This window comes from Bordetella sp. 15P40C-2 (genome assembly GCF_009763235.1).
Classification (GTDB): Bacteria; Pseudomonadota; Gammaproteobacteria; order Burkholderiales; family Burkholderiaceae_B; genus Bordetella_A.
The window spans coordinates 1-16,246 of record NZ_WSJA01000040.1; the positions used below are offsets into that span (position 1 = coordinate 1).

A 16,246-nucleotide genomic window follows, 5' to 3' on the forward strand; every position below is an offset into this window, starting at 1 on the left:
TGGATGATGTCCAGCACCAACGCACTTTTGCGCTTGGCTGTCCAACGCTTGATGTCGTCTTCCATCTTCAAACTCATGGTGATTTCCTCAATTATCACCTGAGCAGAAAATCAGTGGGTCATTACATTGGATGCGGCGGCACGCGCCCAGGTCGGCCACGTCTTCCTGTTGTCGGCAACCGGGACGCAACGTGAGGAGGAGCCAGCCGTTGGCGCGGCGTACTGGCACAGTGAGCAGGCGTTGATCAAGAGCACGATCCCGGCTTGGACGATTCTGCGAATGAGCTATTTTTCCGAGACGCTGGCCGAAGAGGTGCGGATGTCCTTGACTGCAGGCGGGCTTTCCGCGCTCGCGGACAGTCGCGTCAGTTTCGTTTCGCGCAGTGATGTGGCCAAAGCGGCAACCGCTGCACTGACCAGTGAGGGCCACGAGGGCGCCATTTATCAGTTGACGGGATCTGACGTCCTGCGCAGTGAAACGGTCTGCAGGTTGATTGAGCAGCTTGTGCAGCGTCCTTTCGTCTTGAACGTGATGCCCGCCGAAGGACTGCGAGCCGGGCTGATCAAGGCGGGGCTGCCTGAGGTCATTATCGACGCAGTGATATCCATGAAGGCGCGGCAGGCGCGCGGCGCTTATGACCTCGTCAGCGGTGACATCGAGCGTTTGACTGGATGCGCGCCGTGTTCTCTGGCCGAGATTCTGGCGAGCACAGCCGGGGGACTGAGGCAGTCGTAGTCACCCGCGTGCTGGGAGCCTTCATCGCACAGGATCGAAAACTTGTAAGAGCGCAGAATCAGGGTGGAGCCGCAGGTCTTCAATGGCCAGTTGCATCACCACTGGCTTGATGCCCGCGCCACCACTTCGCTGCCCCAGTCGACGAAAGCCCGCACGACCGGGGAAAGGTGCCGGCTGTGTGGGTAAAGAACGGAAATTGGCTCCGGTTCGGCATGCGCCGCCTCCAGCACACGGACCAGTCGGCCTGCAGCCAAGTGATCTCGCACCATGTAGCTGGCCACGCGGATCAGGCCCAGGCCGGCGATACCGGCTTCCACGTAGGCGTCGGTGTCATCAACGCGTATGCATTCCCGCATGGCAATGGCAGTGGTCTGCGCGCCGTCCTGGAAATTCCAATGTGCCAGGCGGCCAGCGTGGCCGCCGAGGTAGCCTACCGCGACATGCTGTTGCAAGGCCTGCAGGCTGTCAGGCGTTCCGTGCTGCGAAAGGTAATCCGGGGCGCCGCAGACGATCCAGTGAAAGCGGCCGATGCGCCGGGCCACCAACTGTGAGCTGCGTAGGGTGCCGGTGCGGATGACACAGTCCAGTCCCTGTCGAACGACATCTGCCGTGGTGTCAGACAGATGCAGTTCCAGTTCGACTCGGGGGTGGCGGCGCATGAACGCCGGCAAGGCTGCAATCAGGCAATGCCTCGCCAGCGACGAGGTGGTGCCGATCTTGATCGTGCCGTGCAGCGCTTCGGCTTGTTGAGAGGCTTGGGCCTCTGCCTCCTGCAGTTCACGCAGGATCGCCTTGCAACTGTCGTAGAAGCGCAGACCCGCATCGGTGGCGCTGACAGCGCGCGTCGTGCGATTGAGCAGCCGCGTGCCGAGGTGCGATTCCAGTTCCTTGATGTTGCGCGTGACGGTTGAGGGAAGCACGTTCAGCGTATTGGCAGCCTGTTTGAAACTGCCGGCCTCGATCACGCGCACGAAAGTCTCCATGGCTTGCAGTCTATCCATGGTGAACGTCTCCTTGTGAGGGTGGGCGCGCTAAGGCGCCAGGGTTGGAGCCTTCATCGCATCGGGACTGAAATGACTAATTATTGCATTTATTCAAATATTGAATGTTGCTTTGTCCGCTTTTTCATCTACTGCCATGGAACTAAACTTCCATGCATGTGACAAGTATGGAAGCACAATTTTGCGTGATTCTCGTCACGGAGTCGCTCGTTGACCGTTCTCGCGGGCTGGTGCGAAATCATTCATTTATTTGATTATGAGAAATTATGTCTATGTCAGCAAAAGAATCCAATCGCCGTGACCTGTTGGTCCTTGGCGCCGGTCAACTGGGCATGGCGGTGCTGCGTGCGCTCGCTCCGCGCGCGGCCGAGCGCCGCCAATCGGTCACGGTTGTTGTCTCACCGCAGACTGTCTCTAGCTCCCGCCCCGGCGATATCGAAAGTCTCGGTATCCTGCAGGCGTTGGGCGTGGAGGTCATTGGCTTCGATCTGGCGGGCGATGCCGCCGCCCTGCAAGCCTTGTTTGAGCGCTATCGCACGGTAGTCAATTGCACCGGCTTTGTCGCTGGCCCCGGCACGCAGTTGAAAATCACCCGCGCCGCGCTAGACGCCGAGGTCGAGCGCTATTTCCCGTGGCAGTTCGGCGTTGACTACGATGTGGTCGGACAAGGCAGCGGCCAGCCGGTGTTCGACGAGCAATACGACGTACGCCAACTGCTGCGCGCGCAGCAGCAGACCGAGTGGGTGATCATCTCCACCGGCATGTTCACCAGCTTCCTGTTCGAGCCGGCGTTCGACGTGGTGAACCTTGCCGCCAGGACTGTCCATGGCCTGGGCACCTGGGACACCAGGGTCACGGTCACGACGCCGGAAGACATTGGCAGGCTCACCACGGAGATACTGCTGGCCGAGCCGCGCATCGCCAACGAGGTGGTGTATGTGGCCGGCGATACGATTTCCTATGGCGAGTTGGCCGAGGTCGTCGAGCGCGTCACCGGATATGCGTTCGAGAAGACGCTGTGGTCGCTGGATAAGTTGCGCGCCGACCTTGCATTGGCTCCTGATGATGTCATGACGCGCTACCGGGCCGCCTTCGCGCTGGGTGATGGGATGTGGTGGGACAAGGCCAACACCTTCAATGCAAAACACGGCATTGAAACAGTCGATGTCGCGCATTACCTGCAGCACCTGTTGGAAGCCTGACCCGGTCGCTTGCATGAGACTGTGCGCGTCCTCCATCAGGGGACAAGCCGAGCGTGGCGCTTTCCAACGCCAAGCGTGGATCCGAAAAATCGACTGGCCGGCTGATGCGCATTGCGTTCATCAGCCGGCATGAGTCGCCCGATCCCTTTGCAGCAATACCACACACCCGAAATCGAGCGGATGCTGGTCGCTGACTAAACGGATGATTCCTCGGGCGCGTAGCCCGAAGCTGCGCATTCGTTGTTCTGAAAAGTGACGACGTATTGGGCTACGATGAACCGATAAGCGCCGCTGTGTAGGCAATCGAGCCCTACGAAGCACGATGCCCCTTACTCTCCCGACGCTCCTATGTGGCTCCTAGCTCACAATATTGAGACCTCCCATAGCCGCCTCCGCAATAGATAACCTATTGTCCCACTTACCGTTTCATGCCGTCAGTCATTGGTACGAAGGGCTTGACACCAGCCCTTTTTTGAGATTCTTGGTGCCTCAGGTGCGATCTGACCCCACAACACAAAATTTTCTGCTATTATTTCGGTCTTTGGTGCTGCGCTCTAAGCGCACACTAGCAAAGGCGCGATAGCGCTGATGCACGCCGGCATAGCTCAGTTGGTAGAGCAGCGCATTCGTAATGCGAAGGTCGTAGGTTCGACTCCTATTGCCGGCACCACAAGATTCTCGACAAGCCTCGCTAGCCCACAGTTAGCGGGGCTTTTTGTTTGTGCCTCCTGATAGCGCGGCGTGGGCCCAGCATCAGACAGATGCGGTCCGGCGAACCGAACAGAAATCAACATACCCCCTCCCCCGCCCCGCGCGTTCAACGATTCAATCGCATAACGCATTGCGGGTTTCCACGGATAGGCGTGCAGTCTCGATATTTATAGGATGTCCAACATCCAACAACTATATGAGAGACAAGCATGGTATTCGCTCCAATGGATCGCTTCACAGTCGTCGATCTTTCCCGCGTGCGATCAGGTCCGACGGCCGTGCGGCAATTCGCGGACTGGGGCGCTAATGTCATCAAGGTCGAAGAGCCCACCGAGGTCAAGGACGATAAACCGGGGGGCGCCGCGAAATTCAGCGATTACCAGAATACGCACCGGAACAAACGCAGCCTCACGCTTAATTTGAAGCACCCCGAGGGCAAAGCGCTCTTTCTGGAGCTGATCAAGCGGGCGGACGTGCTGGTGGAGAACTATCGGCCCTCCGTCAAGAAGAAACTCGGTATCGACTATGAGTCGCTGCGCAAGATCAACCCTCGCCTGGTCTATGCCAGCATTTCGGGATTCGGCCAGACTGGCCCCTATGCCGATCGGCCGGGGCTGGATCAGATTGCCCAAGGGCTCAGCGGGCTGATGTCGGTGACCGGAGAGGCCGGGCGCGGCCCTATGCGTGCCGGAATCCCCATCGCCGACCTCAGCGCGGGACTGTTTGCGGCGATCGGCATACTGATGGCCCTGCTCGATCGCGAGCGCACTGGCGAAGGCCGCTGGGTCCATACTTCGTTGCTGCAAGCCCAGATGTGGATGATGGATTTCCAGGCGACCCGATGGCTGATCGACGGCGAAGTTCCCGGGCAATCGGGCAATGATCACCCGACCAGTTCGCCGACCGGCGTCTATCCTACCGCCGACGGGTACATCAATATTGCTGCGATGGGCTCGGGGATGTTTGCCCGTTTGTGTGAAGTCCTCGGCATGCCCGAGATGATCGCCGACCCACGTTTTGCCTCGGCCGGACAGCGGGTGGATAACCGCGCGGAACTGAACCGCGCGATCATATCCAAGACGCGCACGGCTTCCAGCGCGGACTGGATCGAATGGCTGAATGAGGCCGGCGTCCCCTGCGGGCCGATTCTTTCCATGGATCAGACGTTCGACAATGAGCAGGTCCGGCACCTGGCCGTCACGCGCCGAGTCTCGCATCCCCAGCGCGGCGAGATCGACATCATGGCGCCGCCCGTCGTATTCGAGGGCGCAGAAATGCCCGCGGTGCGGCCTGCGCCTGAAACCGGAGCGCATTCGGATGAAATACTACAGTGGCTAGGGCTGGATGCGGAGGCGCGCGAGCGTTTGCGCGCGCAGCGCGTGGTGTGACAACATCGCGCGAACCCTTCACCACCCAGGATCCTCATGGCCATCCCTGCCCCTGCACCCGACGCGATGTTCGACAGTCTCAACCGGCCGGACAACTTGCCCGACGAGATTGCGCAACAGATCCGCATGAAAATCATCAGCCAGGCATTCGAGCCTGGCCAGCGCCTGCCAACGGAGTTCGAGTTGTCACAGACGTTCGGCGTCAGCCGCAATGTGGTGCGCGAAGCGATCGCCCGGCTAAAGCTTTCGGGCTATATCGAAACGCGCAGAGGGGTGGGGAGCTTTGTCGCCGCACAACCGGGGCCGCAGCATTTCGAGATCCTGCCGGCAGACCTGTTGCAGCCGCAGGCCTTGGAGCAGATTTATCAATTACGCCTGGAGATCGAGGCCGGCGCCGCCGCGTTGGCCGCCGAACAACGGACGGATAGCCAGCTTGATATTTTGCGCGATGCCCTGCTACGGGTGGACGCGGCGGGCGACGACTGGCGACACGGTGCGGACCGCGCGATCGACTTCCATATGGCGGTGTGCCAGGCGACGAATAACCCGTATTTTGTCCGCCTGCTATCGCTGTTCGGCCGCGCGATTGGCGACGCCGTACGCACGCTGCGCTACACCAGCGCGGGCACGGATCGCGTGGCGCAGATTGAAACAGAACACCATCAGATTTTCGATGCGATCGCCGCGCGCGACAGCGAAGCTGCCCGCGCGGCGATGCGCACGCACCTCTCTAACGGCATGCAGCGCCGGCGCGCATTGCTAGAACGGACAGACGCGAGCGCCGAACGAGACTCAACCGCGCTGAAATAGGCATCACATCTGTCCGCACAGAGCCGATAGAAGCGCGATCGCAAGACAAATTCGATTCCAGATCAGGATATAGGCACCCAATGACTGTAGAACGCATTCTCCAAGATCGCATTACCCAGAATCTGATTGTTGAAAAGCGCGGTTCGGCCGGATGGATCACATTCAATGACCCGGGTCGTCACAACGCGATCTCCTTTGCGATGTGGGAAGGCATACCCATCGCATTGCAAGCCCTGGCCGAAGATCCCGCCATACGCGTGGTGGTCCTGACCGGCGCGGGCGAACGCGCCTTTGTCAGCGGCGCGAATATTTCGCAATTCGACACCCTGAGGTCGGGCGAGGAACCGGTACAGGCGTACGAAAGGGTGGCCGAAACGGCTCAGTTGGCGCTTTATGACTATGACAAACCCACGATCGCGCGGATCAAGGGGTATTGCATCGGCGGCGGGCTGAACATCGCATTATGTTGCGACCTGCGCGTGGCGTCGGACGACAGCAGCTTTGCCATTCCAGCAGGCAAACTGGGGCTGGGCTATCGCATGACTGCGATTCGCAATCTGGTCACCGCCGTGGGCGCTGCCCACGCGATGGAGATTTTCCTGACTGCCGCGCGCTATTCGGCCTCTGAAGCGCAGGCACGGGGTCTCCTGCATAAAGTCACGCCGGTGGATCAACTGGACGCGGCTGTAGAGGAATATATCGCCCATATTTCCGCGAATGCACCTCTGACACTGCACGCAGGCAAGAAGATGATTCGTCAGATGCAGCAACTAGGGCCCCAGGTAGATATTGAGGCGATGCGCCAGCTGGTGATGGCCTGTTTTGAAAGTGAGGACTATCGCGAAGGCCGCCGTGCGTTCGCGGAGAAACGCAAACCCGTTTTCACCGGTAAATAAGCATGGCTGCCTATCAGGCAGCCGACCTTTTCGTGGTTTTTGGTGCCATTCACGCTTTGCATTGCTCAGGCGGGAACGCCTGTGCTCGCCCCGCGAGGCTGTGGATGCTGACTTTGTTTCACCCCGAGTAGGCCAGCGCGATGGGTGTCATTCGTGGCCGAGCTCGACAAATCAATAATCAGGAGACAAACATGACAGGTCGTGCATTTAAGCGTTTTTTCGGAACACTGCTCGTGACGTCCTTTGCCGCGACGGCAGCGATGGCTAACAATTATCCCTCGCAGCCCATACGCATCGTGGTCGGCTACGCCGCGGGCGGAACCACTGATATCCTGGCTCGCGTACTTGGCGAACAATTGAGCAAGGAACTCAAGCAGCCCGTCATCATTGAGAATAAACCGGGGGCCGCTGGCAATATCGCGGCTACGTATGTGCAAGACGCCTCGCCCGACGGCTATACCTTGTTCATCGCGACGGTGGCCAGTCATGGTATCAACCCCGCGCTATATAAGCGCACGCTGGGTTATGACCCCATCAAGGGCTTTGAACCGGTCGGCATGGTGGCAGCGATCCCGCTACTACTGGTGGCGGACCCAAAACTCGGGGTAGACAAGGTCCAAGCACTGGTGTCGCTAGCGAAATCCAAGCCCGGCGATCTGAACTATTCATCCAGTGGTAATGGTTCACCCGTTCACTTGGCCGGCGCCATGTTCGCGCAGCAGGCCAATCTGGATCTCGTGCACATTCCCTACCGTGGCGGCGCGCTCGCCAATACTGCCGTGATGAGCGGCGACGCACAATTCAGCTTTGCCACACTGCCCGGCGCCATGCCGCAGGTCCGGGCCAACAAACTCGTGCCGCTGGCCGTCACCACGCGCGATCGGTCGCCCCAGCTGCCCGACGTCCCTGCACTGGCGGAGATAGATGGCTTCGCGGGGTATGAAATCAACACCTGGAACGCCCTGCTCGCCCCGAAAGGCACGCCGGCCGGCGTCATCAATACCCTGAGCGCCGCGCTGAACGCAGCGATGAAGTCCCCGACGCTGCGCCAACATTTTGAAAAAGAAGGCGCAGTGCCCGCTCAGAGTACCCCTGCGGAATTGAGCGCCTTCATTCCGGATGAGCTGAAGAAGTGGGCGGGGGTCGTCGAGTCGGTGAACATCCGGGTGGATTGAAGCGACGCGCTGCCCTGATCACGGAGGGGTTGTAGCGAGCCGAGGGCGTCAGCGAATCAACACCGCTCGGCGCGCCGGTTACTCCGCATCCGGCTGTTTCTCCGGCGCCGCCAGATCGAACGACGGTAAGGCGCGGCATGCCGCATCAATGCGCAGCACGTTGGGCATGGCCGACAGATCGCAGTTTAGACGGCGGGCGTTAAAGACCTGCGGAACGAGACAGATGTCGGCCAGACCGGGCGCATCACCATGGCAGAACTCGCCGGTGGCTGCGGAGTTGGCCAGCATGGTTTCGACCGCACCCAGGCCCAGAGCCACCCAGTGGCGATACCAGGCATCGCGGCTTTCGTCGTCGATATTCAGTTCGCGCTTTAAGTATTTCAGCACGCGCAGGTTATTGAGCGGGTGCGTGTCGCAGGCGATGGTCTGTGCGATCGCTCGCACGCGGGCACGGCCGGCGGCATCCGCCGGTAGCAATGCCGGATCGGGATGCGTTTCGTCCAGGTATTCCACGATGGCCAGCGATTGACCGATAGAGACATCACCATCGACGAGCGTGGGCACGAGCGCCGTGGGGTTGACGCTGCGATAGGCTTCGGAAAACTGCTCGCCGCCGCTTTTTAGCAAATGCACACCCAGATACTCATAAGGGAGGCCCTTGAGATTCAAGGCAATGCGGACGCGATAGGCGGCGGAACTGCGGAAATAGCTATACAACTGCATGATGTCTCCTTCCATGCAATGACCGATGATCGATAACTAGCTGGCCGATGAGTCAGGGGCTGGCGCGACTTTACGCGAAAGACCTTTGGGTAGCGGGAAGGCGACGTTTTCCTCGAGCCCTGGCATGGTGCGAACCGAAACCGCGCCCAGCGCTTTCAGGCGCTGCACGACCTCTTGCACCAGCACTTCGGGGGCAGAAGCACCCGCCGAGATGCCAATGCGTTGGCGTCCCACCAGCCACGCCGGGTCGATGGAATCCGCACCGTCGACCAGATATGCGTCGATACCGATACGCTCGGCAACCTCGCGCAGGCGGTTGGAGTTGGAACTATTGGTGCTGCCCACCACGAGCATCAGATCGCATTGGGGGGCCAAAATCTTGACGGCGTCCTGGCGGTTTTGCGTGGCATAGCAGATGTCGCTTTTCTTTGGCTCGACAATCTGCGGAAAGCGCGCGCGCAAGGCCGCAGACACCGCAGCCGCATCGTCGACAGACAGCGTGGTCTGGGTGACGAAGGCGAGATTTGCCGGATCGGTCACCTGCAGCTCGGCCACGTCCTCGACGGTCTCGACCAGATACATGCCACCTTGCGCCTGGCCCAGCGTGCCTTCGACCTCGGGATGACCTTTGTGCCCGATCATGATGATTTCGCGGCCCGCAGCGCGCATGCGAGAGACCTCGATATGCACCTTGGTCACGAGCGGGCAGGTCGCATCGAATACCTGCAGACCGCGTGACTCGGCCTCTTGACGCACGGCCTTGGAAACGCCGTGCGCGGAGAACACCACGATCGCGCCGGACGGGGCCTCGTCGAGTTCGTCGATGAAGATCGCGCCTTTGTTGCGCAGGTCTTCGACGACGTAGCGGTTATGCACGATTTCGTGGCGGACATAAATGGGCGCGCCATGCAGCTCGAGCGCGCGCTCGACGATGTCGATGGCGCGGTCCACGCCCGCACAGAAGCCGCGCGGCTGCGCCAGGACGACTTCGGCTTCGGGGTGGGTGACGGCAACAGTCATTAAAGCACTCCGAGGATATTTACATCGACGCGCAGCGACGTACCCGCCAACGGATGATTGAAATCGAACAGGGCCCAGTCGGGTTCGAGCTGCTTGAGCACACCCGAATAGCGGCCGCCGTTGGGCGCGGCGAATTCGACCAGATCGCCAGGTTCGAAGGTGGCGTCGGCGCCGGCATGCTCAGCCAGCATGGTGCGCGTGATTTTTTGAATCAGATCGGGATTGCGATCGCCATAGGCCTGCGCCGGCTCCAGGGTGACGCTGAACTCGTCGCCTTCGGCATGTCCGAGCAGCGCCTGCTCAAGGCCGGGGGCCCACTGGCCACTGCCCATTTGCAGCGTGGCGGGCCGGCCGTCGAAGGTATCGGCGAAGATCGAGCCTTCGGCCGGGCCCGAGGCCAACACGATGCGGTAATGCAGCGTCAGGTAGGAGTCGGGACGGACGACGGGCGTGGCGGAAGAATCAGGCGTGGCGGTCAAAGCGGATCACCAATAAATGAACGTAGTCCCTGATTTTAGAACGACTTAGCGAATCGTTCTGGCGCACCGGTGCGGCGGGGTGTCACACCGTAGTTTTGCGGATGGATAAAAGTGTGCACCGTAGGACCCTGCGAAGGCCGGTCTCTGGCATCCTGCCCGTTGTTCGAATTCTGCCGTATCGCGATGAGCTTACCTGTAGATCTGCCTGTCCATGAACGCCCCCGGGAGCGACTGCTGCGCCACGGCCCGGGATCCCTGCGCGATGCCGAGTTGCTGGCCCTGGCGCTGCGTACCGGCACGCGCGGGCGCAGTGCGATTGATATGGGCAACCTGCTGATGCAGCATTATGGTGGCCTGCGCGGATTGTTTTCCGCCTCGCCCGACGAGCTGATGACGTTGTCAGGGCTGGGGGCGGCCAAGGCGTGTTCGCTGGCGGCGGTGCTCGAGCTGGCGCGGCGCGCGACCGAGGAACAGCTCACGCGTCAGCATGTCCTGTCGGAACCCTCGCACGTCAAACAGTATTTCCGCACCGCACTGGGGCATCGCACCGTGGAACACTGCATCGCGCTTTATCTGGATAACCAGCTTAATCTGATCGCCACGGGCGAGCTGGCGCGCGGAACGCTCAATCAGGCGTCGGTATACCCCCGGGAGGTCGTGCGCGAGGCGCTGCGACATCATGCCGCGGCGATCATACTGGCGCATAACCACCCGTCGGGCATAGCGCGGCCTAGCGACGCGGATTTGCGTTTCACCACCCATTTGCGGCAGGCGCTCGCATTGGTGGATGTGCGGCTCGTCGATCATTTGATTGTGGCGGGCCACCAGGTTGTGTCGATGGCGGAGCTGGGCATGATGTGAGGGTGAGCGCTGGCGCGCAGCAGACACCAGCCGGTATCATCAGTGCTTTGCTGTCATCTCTGCCTACACGCCTGATGAAACGTCTTTGGGATATTTCGCCGCCGGTCTCGGCCAGCTCTCCGGTTTTCCCCGGGGACACGCCGTATCGCCAGCAATGGAAATGGACCCTGACGCAGGAATGCCCGGTCAATGTCAGCGAGATTGCCATGTCGCCGCATATTGGCGCGCACGCCGATGCACCGCTGCATTACCAGAACGGCGCGCCGGCGATCGGACAGTTGTCCTTGGAACCTTTTTTGGGCCCCTGTCGCGTGATTCACGCGCTGGACTGTGGGCCTTTGATCCTGCCCGAACACTTGGAACACGCGATGGACGATCTGCCGCCTCGCGTGCTGGTACGCACCGCGCGCAATGCCGCGGTGTCCTGGTGGACGGATGACTTTAGCGCCTATGCGCCGCATACCATCGAATGGCTGGCTGACCGCGGGGTGGTGTTGATCGGGCTGGATACGCCCAGCATTGACCCCGCCTCGAGCAAGACCCTGGACAGCCATCACGTCATTCTGCGCCGCGATTTGCGTGTGCTGGAAAATTTGCTGCTCGATGACGTGGAACCGGGCGATTACGAGTTGATCGCCCTGCCCCTGGCGCTGTCCGAGGCCGATGCCAGCCCGGTGCGCGCGATCTTGCGCGAGCTGGACTGATTGTTCCCCTTGTATCGCCGCTTGCGAGCGGCGGTCAGTATTGACAAGGCATGACTCGATGACCACGTCCGACAAACCCGAAGACATCGTTCGGCAAGAAAACGCACAGCTCGATTACACCCGCGATATGACCTACGGGGATTATCTGCATCTGGATGAGCTATTGGGTGCTCAGCACCCGATGTCGCCCGAACATAACGAGATGCTGTTTATCGTGCAGCATCAAACCAGCGAGCTGTGGATGAAGCTCATGTTGCATGAGCTGCGCGCGGCCATCACCAATGTGTCTCAGAATCAGCTGCCTCCGGCGCTCAAGATGCTGGCCCGGGTGAGCAAAATCATGGAACAGCTGGTCCACGCCTGGGATGTGCTGGCGACGATGACGCCGCCCGAGTATTCCGCCCTGCGGCCGTATCTGGCGCGCTCCAGCGGTTTTCAAAGCTATCAGTACCGGCAAATTGAGTTTTTGCTGGGTAACAAGAACGCGGCAATGCTAAAGCCGCACGCGCACCGCGCCGACCTGCTCGGCGCGGTCCGGACTGCTTATGAAAGCCCGTCGCTGTATGACGAGTCCTTGCGCCTGTTGGCGCGCGAAGGGCTGATGATCCCCGAGAGCCATGTCGAGCGCGACTGGACGCAGCCCTATCAGGCGGATCCGGTGGTGGAAGCCGCCTGGCTGACGGTCTATCGCAATCCAGACCGATACTGGGACCTGTATCAGCTGGGCGAAAAGCTCACGGATTTGGAAGATGCATTCCGGCTGTGGCGTTTTCGACACGTCACGACGGTCGAGCGCGTGATTGGATTCAAGCGCGGCACGGGCGGCACGTCGGGTGTGGGCTATCTGCGCAAGATGCTGGATGTGGTGTTGTTCCCGGAGATCTGGGCGCTGCGTACAAACCTTTGAGTCCATGTTAGAATGCGGAGTTGCTTCCTGGATACGTGGCCTACGGCGTTTTGACCCGTCAGGCTGGCGACCCGCTAACCCCCGGCAAGACCGGAAGAACCGGAAATACTCATGAAAGAAGGCATTCACCCCGAATACCGCGAAGTGGTGTTCTTGGACCTGCAAACGGGCAACAAGTTTGTCACGCGTTCGACGGTCAACACCCGCGAAACCATCGAGCTCGATGGCAAGACCTACCCGCTGTTCAAGTGCGACGTGACCTCCGAGTCGCATCCCTTCTACACGGGCGCGCAAACCCGTATCGTCGAAACCGGCCGCGTTGAGAAATTCCGCGCGCGTTTCGCCCGTACGGCTGGCACGGTCAAGTCCGCGTCGTAAACTTGCATCTTCCGAGATGCTGGAAAAAAAGCAGCCTTCGGGCTGTTTTTTTTTCCTTGACGCTCCCCTCCATCCCGTTTGAGGGCCCCGGGCCCTGGACTGCTCAGTATCATTAGCTACGTGTCTCCCATTTCGCGCTCTACTCCGGCCCGACTCACCGCCTCGGCGACTGCCAAGTTACCGCGGCTAGTCCTGCTGGGCTTGTCGCTGGCCTATATCCTCGCTGGCCTGTTCATGCGCGACCCTTGGAAGACCGAGGACGCGGTGGGATTGGCCACCATGATCACGGCGTTTCGGGAAGGCGGATCGACTTGGCTGCTGCCGCAGGTGGGGCAGCTTGCGTTCGCGCAGGAAGGGCCGCTGCTGACATGGGCAGGAGCGATCTGCATCGCACTGTTCGGCCCCTGGCTGGGTGAGATCACGGCCGGGCGGCTACCGAATTTATTGTGGTTCGGTATCACGACGGTCAGTGTTTGGTACGGTACCTATCTGGTTGGGCGCCGCGCGGAGGCGCAGCCGCTGGCGCTGCCGTTTGGCGGAGAACCAGCACCGCGCGACTATGGCCGCATGCTGGCCGACGCGGCGCTGTTGTTGCTGCTGGCGACCGTCGGGATTCTGCAACGCACGCATGAGACCTCGGTGGTGCCGGCCATTATGGCGTGGCAAGCATTGGCGTTCTACGGCATGGCACGCACGCTGGATCGGCCGCTGTCGGGCGTGATCACGCTGGGCGTGGCGCTGGCGGCCGCGTTTTTGACCCGGGGGTGGGTCGGCGCCCTGCCGATTATGCTGGGTACGCTGGTCGCTTTTGCTCCCCGTAGTGCGTTGTGGGCGAGGCGCTATTGGCTGGCGGGGGCGATTGCCGTGGCAGCGGTGCTGATCCTGGCGTGGTGGATACCGGCGTCACACGGCAGCAGCTACTGGATCGACAATTGGAAGACTTGGAATCTGGCCTCGTTCAGCTGGCCTAGCTGGTCGGATATTGGCAGGACCGCAAGGGATCTACCTTGGTATTTGTGGCCGACCTGGCCGTTGGCATTGCTGGCGGTGTGGCGGTGGCGCGATTGGGTTTTCGCGCCACATATCTGGTTGGCTTCGGGATTGGCGCTCTTTGCGGCGGGCGAGCTGGTGTTCCTGTCGGAGCCGACTGAGGCGGAATACATATTGCTGGTTGTGCCCTGCGCGATCCTGGGTGCGTTTTCGCTGCCGACGTTGCGGCGCGGTGTGGTGAACACGCTGGACTGGTTCGCCATCATGTGCTTTTCGCTGACGGTCGCCACCGCCTGGCTGGGATGGATCGCGCTGCACTTCGGGTGGCCGGCGCAGATCGCGCGCAATATCGCGCGCCAGACGACGGGCTACGAGCCTACGATTTCGTGGTTCGCGTTTGCCCTGGCGTTGATCGTGACCGCGGCCTGGACCGTTCTGGTGGCCTGGCGCTTGCGCTCGAAGCCGCTGGCGCTATGGCGCGGGACGGTGCTGTCGGCCAGCGGCCTGACAGCGACTTGGATTTTGCTGGTATTGCTGTGGCAGCCGGCCGTGGATTATGCGCGTAGCTATCGCGATGTGTCGGCGGAATTGAAAACGGCGCTCGACCAGCATCGCCGGCCGGGCGAGTGCGTACGCGGATTGAGCGTGGGTAGCGGACAGCGTGCTTCGTTACTGATTTTCGATAATCTGACGCTGAGCTATGACTCGCGCTGCGCTTTGGTGTTACAGCAGACGACGCGCGAACGGCTGCGCGACGGCCAGGCCGCCTTTAGCGAAGGCGCGACGGAGTTGTGGCGCGGTGGGCGGCGCGCGGACCGTCATGAGATCTTCCGTCTGCTGCGTATCGACCAATCACGATGAACGCCGCGGCTCCCACGACTAAAGGCTTTGGCGCTTCGATGTCGGGTATCGCCCGGCAAGCTTGGCCCGTGCTGGTGAGCCAATGGGCGGGGATTGCCTTCGGCGTGCTGGACACGGCGATGACGGGACATGCCAGTGCGGCGGACCTGGCCGCGATGTCCCTGTCGATCTCGGTGTACATCACGGTGTTCGTGGGACTGATGGGCGTGGTCCATGCGTTGATCCCGATCCAGGCTCAGCATTTTGGCGCGGGGCGCTTTGATGAGGTGGGACGCGCCTGGGGTCAGGGTGTGTGGCTGGCGCTGGGACTGGCGCTCGCGGGCGCCGTGCTGATGATGTTTCCCGATATGTGGCTGTCGCTCTCGGGTGACGTTGCACCCGAAGTGCGTGCCCGCGTGACGGATTATCTACGCGCGCTCGCGCTGGCCTTGCCAGCCGCGCTGGTGTTTCGCACCATTTATGCGTTGGGCACGGCGGTCTCGCGACCGAAGGTTGTGATGACCATCAATCTGGTGGCGGTCGGAATCAAGGCATTTTTGAACTGGGTACTGATTTACGGCAATCTGGGGCTGCCGGCCTTGGGTGCGGCGGGCGCGGGGCTGGCCACGGCAATTACGTTCTGGATCAGTCTGAGCGTGGGGCTATGGGTGATCACGCATGACCCCTACTTCCGACGTTTTCATCTGACATTAGGGCGTCCTACCTGGGCCGCTCAGAAGGAACTGCTACGGCTAGGCCTGCCCATGGGCGGCTCGTATCTGGTGGAAGTTTCGGCTTTTACTTTTATGGCGTTGCTGGTGGCTCGCGAGGGTACCTATGTCAGCGGCGGCCATCAGATCATGTCGAACCTGGCGGCGCTGTGCTACATGATGCCGATGGCGCTGGGCGTGGCGACGGCGGCCTTGGCCGCGCAATCGATCGGCGCGGGCGACTTGGTCCTGGCGCGACGCCACAGCTTGGCCGGCATGGCGCTAGGGCTGATCGGGGCGGTATTGACGGCCGCCGTGCTGCTGGTGGGCCAGCCTCTCATTCTGGCTGCCTATACGGACGATCCAGAAGTCGCAGCCGTGGCGAGTACGCTGCTGACGATCATCCCGCTGTTTCACTTGGCGGACTCCATGCAGTGTATTAACTCGTATGTGTTGCGCGCCTATAAAGTCGCGGTGGTGCCGTTATTGCTGCAAGTGGTCGCGTTGGCTGGGCTAGGGTTGCTGGGTGGTTGGTGGCTGGGTTTTGGGCCTGGGCGCGGAATGCTTGATGGCTTGCGCACGCTGATCTTGCCCGGATCGCCGCAAGGCGCCGGCACGATGTGGCTGATGGCCATGCTGGGGCTGGCGTTTTCGGCTGTGCTGCTGCATGCGTGGTTCTGGAAAGTCGTGCGCAATTTCCACGACGCGTGACGCCC

General features: G+C 61.1%; 16 protein-coding genes, 1 tRNA gene and 1 pseudogene. 13 read left to right on the forward strand and 5 right to left on the reverse strand.

The genetic code is table 11. The features are described from left to right. A pseudogene (locus GOQ25_RS19600) lies at positions 1-77 on the reverse strand (DUF1153 domain-containing protein); the annotation flags it as partial. 202 nt (positions 78-279) lie between these two features. Between GOQ25_RS19600 and GOQ25_RS16010 the strand changes: the two are divergent. Further along, positions 280-735 carry a hypothetical protein gene (locus tag GOQ25_RS16010; protein ID WP_202109507.1) on the forward strand — a complete coding sequence of 152 codons (456 nt, stop codon included), beginning with the start codon at positions 280-282 and terminating at the stop codon, positions 733-735. Positions 736-830: 95 nt separating this feature from the next. On the opposite strand, the gene GOQ25_RS16015 is transcribed toward GOQ25_RS16010, so the two are convergent. Continuing rightward, positions 831-1,736 (reverse strand): LysR substrate-binding domain-containing protein, encoded by a 906-nt coding sequence (locus tag GOQ25_RS16015; protein WP_028353760.1) that lies wholly within the window; start codon positions 1,734-1,736, stop codon positions 831-833. A 266-nt stretch (positions 1,737-2,002) separates the two neighbouring features. Between GOQ25_RS16015 and GOQ25_RS16020 the strand changes: the two genes are divergently transcribed. The 6 genes from GOQ25_RS16020 (at position 2,003) to GOQ25_RS16045 (ending at position 7,918) form a co-directional block, all read left to right on the forward strand. Beyond that, a complete protein-coding gene (locus GOQ25_RS16020; protein WP_160351479.1) occupies positions 2,003-2,938 on the forward strand; it encodes an aromatic alcohol reductase in 936 nt (311 codons plus the stop codon). A gap of 594 nt (positions 2,939-3,532) precedes the next feature. Next, a tRNA-Thr gene (locus GOQ25_RS16025) sits at positions 3,533-3,608 on the forward strand. 265 nt (positions 3,609-3,873) lie between these two features. Further along, positions 3,874-5,037: a CaiB/BaiF CoA transferase family protein gene (locus GOQ25_RS16030; protein ID WP_370519970.1), complete on the forward strand. Its 1,164-nt coding sequence runs from the start codon at positions 3,874-3,876 to the stop codon at positions 5,035-5,037. 36 nt (positions 5,038-5,073) lie between these two features. Continuing rightward, on the forward strand, positions 5,074-5,847 hold the full coding sequence (locus tag GOQ25_RS16035) for a FadR/GntR family transcriptional regulator (RefSeq protein WP_202109508.1): 774 nt from the start codon (positions 5,074-5,076) through the stop codon (positions 5,845-5,847). Positions 5,848-5,927: 80 nt separating this feature from the next. After that, positions 5,928-6,743: an enoyl-CoA hydratase gene (locus GOQ25_RS16040; protein ID WP_160351481.1), complete on the forward strand. Its 816-nt coding sequence runs from the start codon at positions 5,928-5,930 to the stop codon at positions 6,741-6,743. 191 nt (positions 6,744-6,934) lie between these two features. Beyond that, entirely contained in the window at positions 6,935-7,918 is a 984-nt protein-coding gene (locus GOQ25_RS16045) for a tripartite tricarboxylate transporter substrate binding protein (protein ID WP_160351482.1), read from the forward strand. A gap of 78 nt (positions 7,919-7,996) precedes the next feature. Here GOQ25_RS16045 and maiA read toward each other — a convergent pair whose 3' ends face one another. From maiA to GOQ25_RS16060, 3 genes are read right to left on the reverse strand one after another with little or no spacing between them, the layout of a single operon-like run. After that, complete coding sequence (maiA, locus tag GOQ25_RS16050) at positions 7,997-8,641, reverse strand: maleylacetoacetate isomerase (RefSeq protein ID WP_160351483.1); 645 nt, start codon at positions 8,639-8,641, stop codon at positions 7,997-7,999. 36 nt (positions 8,642-8,677) lie between these two features. Next, positions 8,678-9,661 carry a 4-hydroxy-3-methylbut-2-enyl diphosphate reductase gene (gene ispH / locus GOQ25_RS16055; protein WP_160351484.1) on the reverse strand — a complete coding sequence of 328 codons (984 nt, stop codon included), beginning with the start codon at positions 9,659-9,661 and terminating at the stop codon, positions 8,678-8,680. Next, positions 9,661-10,140 (reverse strand): peptidylprolyl isomerase, encoded by a 480-nt coding sequence (locus GOQ25_RS16060; protein WP_160351485.1) that lies wholly within the window; start codon positions 10,138-10,140, stop codon positions 9,661-9,663. The genes ispH and GOQ25_RS16060 overlap by 1 nt, the downstream gene beginning before the upstream one ends. Positions 10,141-10,323: 183 nt before the next feature. Between GOQ25_RS16060 and radC the strand changes: the two genes are divergently transcribed. The 6 genes from radC to GOQ25_RS16090 all read left to right on the forward strand — a co-directional run bounded on the left by radC (position 10,324) and on the right by GOQ25_RS16090 (position 16,241). Next, positions 10,324-11,001 (forward strand): DNA repair protein RadC, encoded by a 678-nt coding sequence (radC, locus tag GOQ25_RS16065; RefSeq protein WP_160351486.1) that lies wholly within the window; start codon positions 10,324-10,326, stop codon positions 10,999-11,001. 74 nt (positions 11,002-11,075) lie between these two features. After that, complete coding sequence (gene kynB, locus GOQ25_RS16070) at positions 11,076-11,705, forward strand: arylformamidase (protein WP_160351487.1); 630 nt, start codon at positions 11,076-11,078, stop codon at positions 11,703-11,705. Positions 11,706-11,763: 58 nt separating this feature from the next. Beyond that, positions 11,764-12,612 carry a tryptophan 2,3-dioxygenase gene (gene kynA / locus GOQ25_RS16075; RefSeq protein ID WP_160351488.1) on the forward strand — a complete coding sequence of 283 codons (849 nt, stop codon included), beginning with the start codon at positions 11,764-11,766 and terminating at the stop codon, positions 12,610-12,612. A gap of 111 nt (positions 12,613-12,723) precedes the next feature. Next, on the forward strand, positions 12,724-12,990 hold the full coding sequence (locus tag GOQ25_RS16080) for a type B 50S ribosomal protein L31 (RefSeq protein WP_160351489.1): 267 nt from the start codon (positions 12,724-12,726) through the stop codon (positions 12,988-12,990). 120 nt (positions 12,991-13,110) lie between these two features. After that, positions 13,111-14,841 (forward strand): glycosyltransferase, encoded by a 1,731-nt coding sequence (locus GOQ25_RS16085; RefSeq protein ID WP_160351490.1) that lies wholly within the window; start codon positions 13,111-13,113, stop codon positions 14,839-14,841. Next, positions 14,838-16,241: an MATE family efflux transporter gene (locus GOQ25_RS16090; RefSeq protein ID WP_160351491.1), complete on the forward strand. Its 1,404-nt coding sequence runs from the start codon at positions 14,838-14,840 to the stop codon at positions 16,239-16,241. The genes GOQ25_RS16085 and GOQ25_RS16090 overlap by 4 nt, the downstream gene beginning before the upstream one ends. The last annotated feature ends 5 nt before the right edge of the window (positions 16,242-16,246 follow it).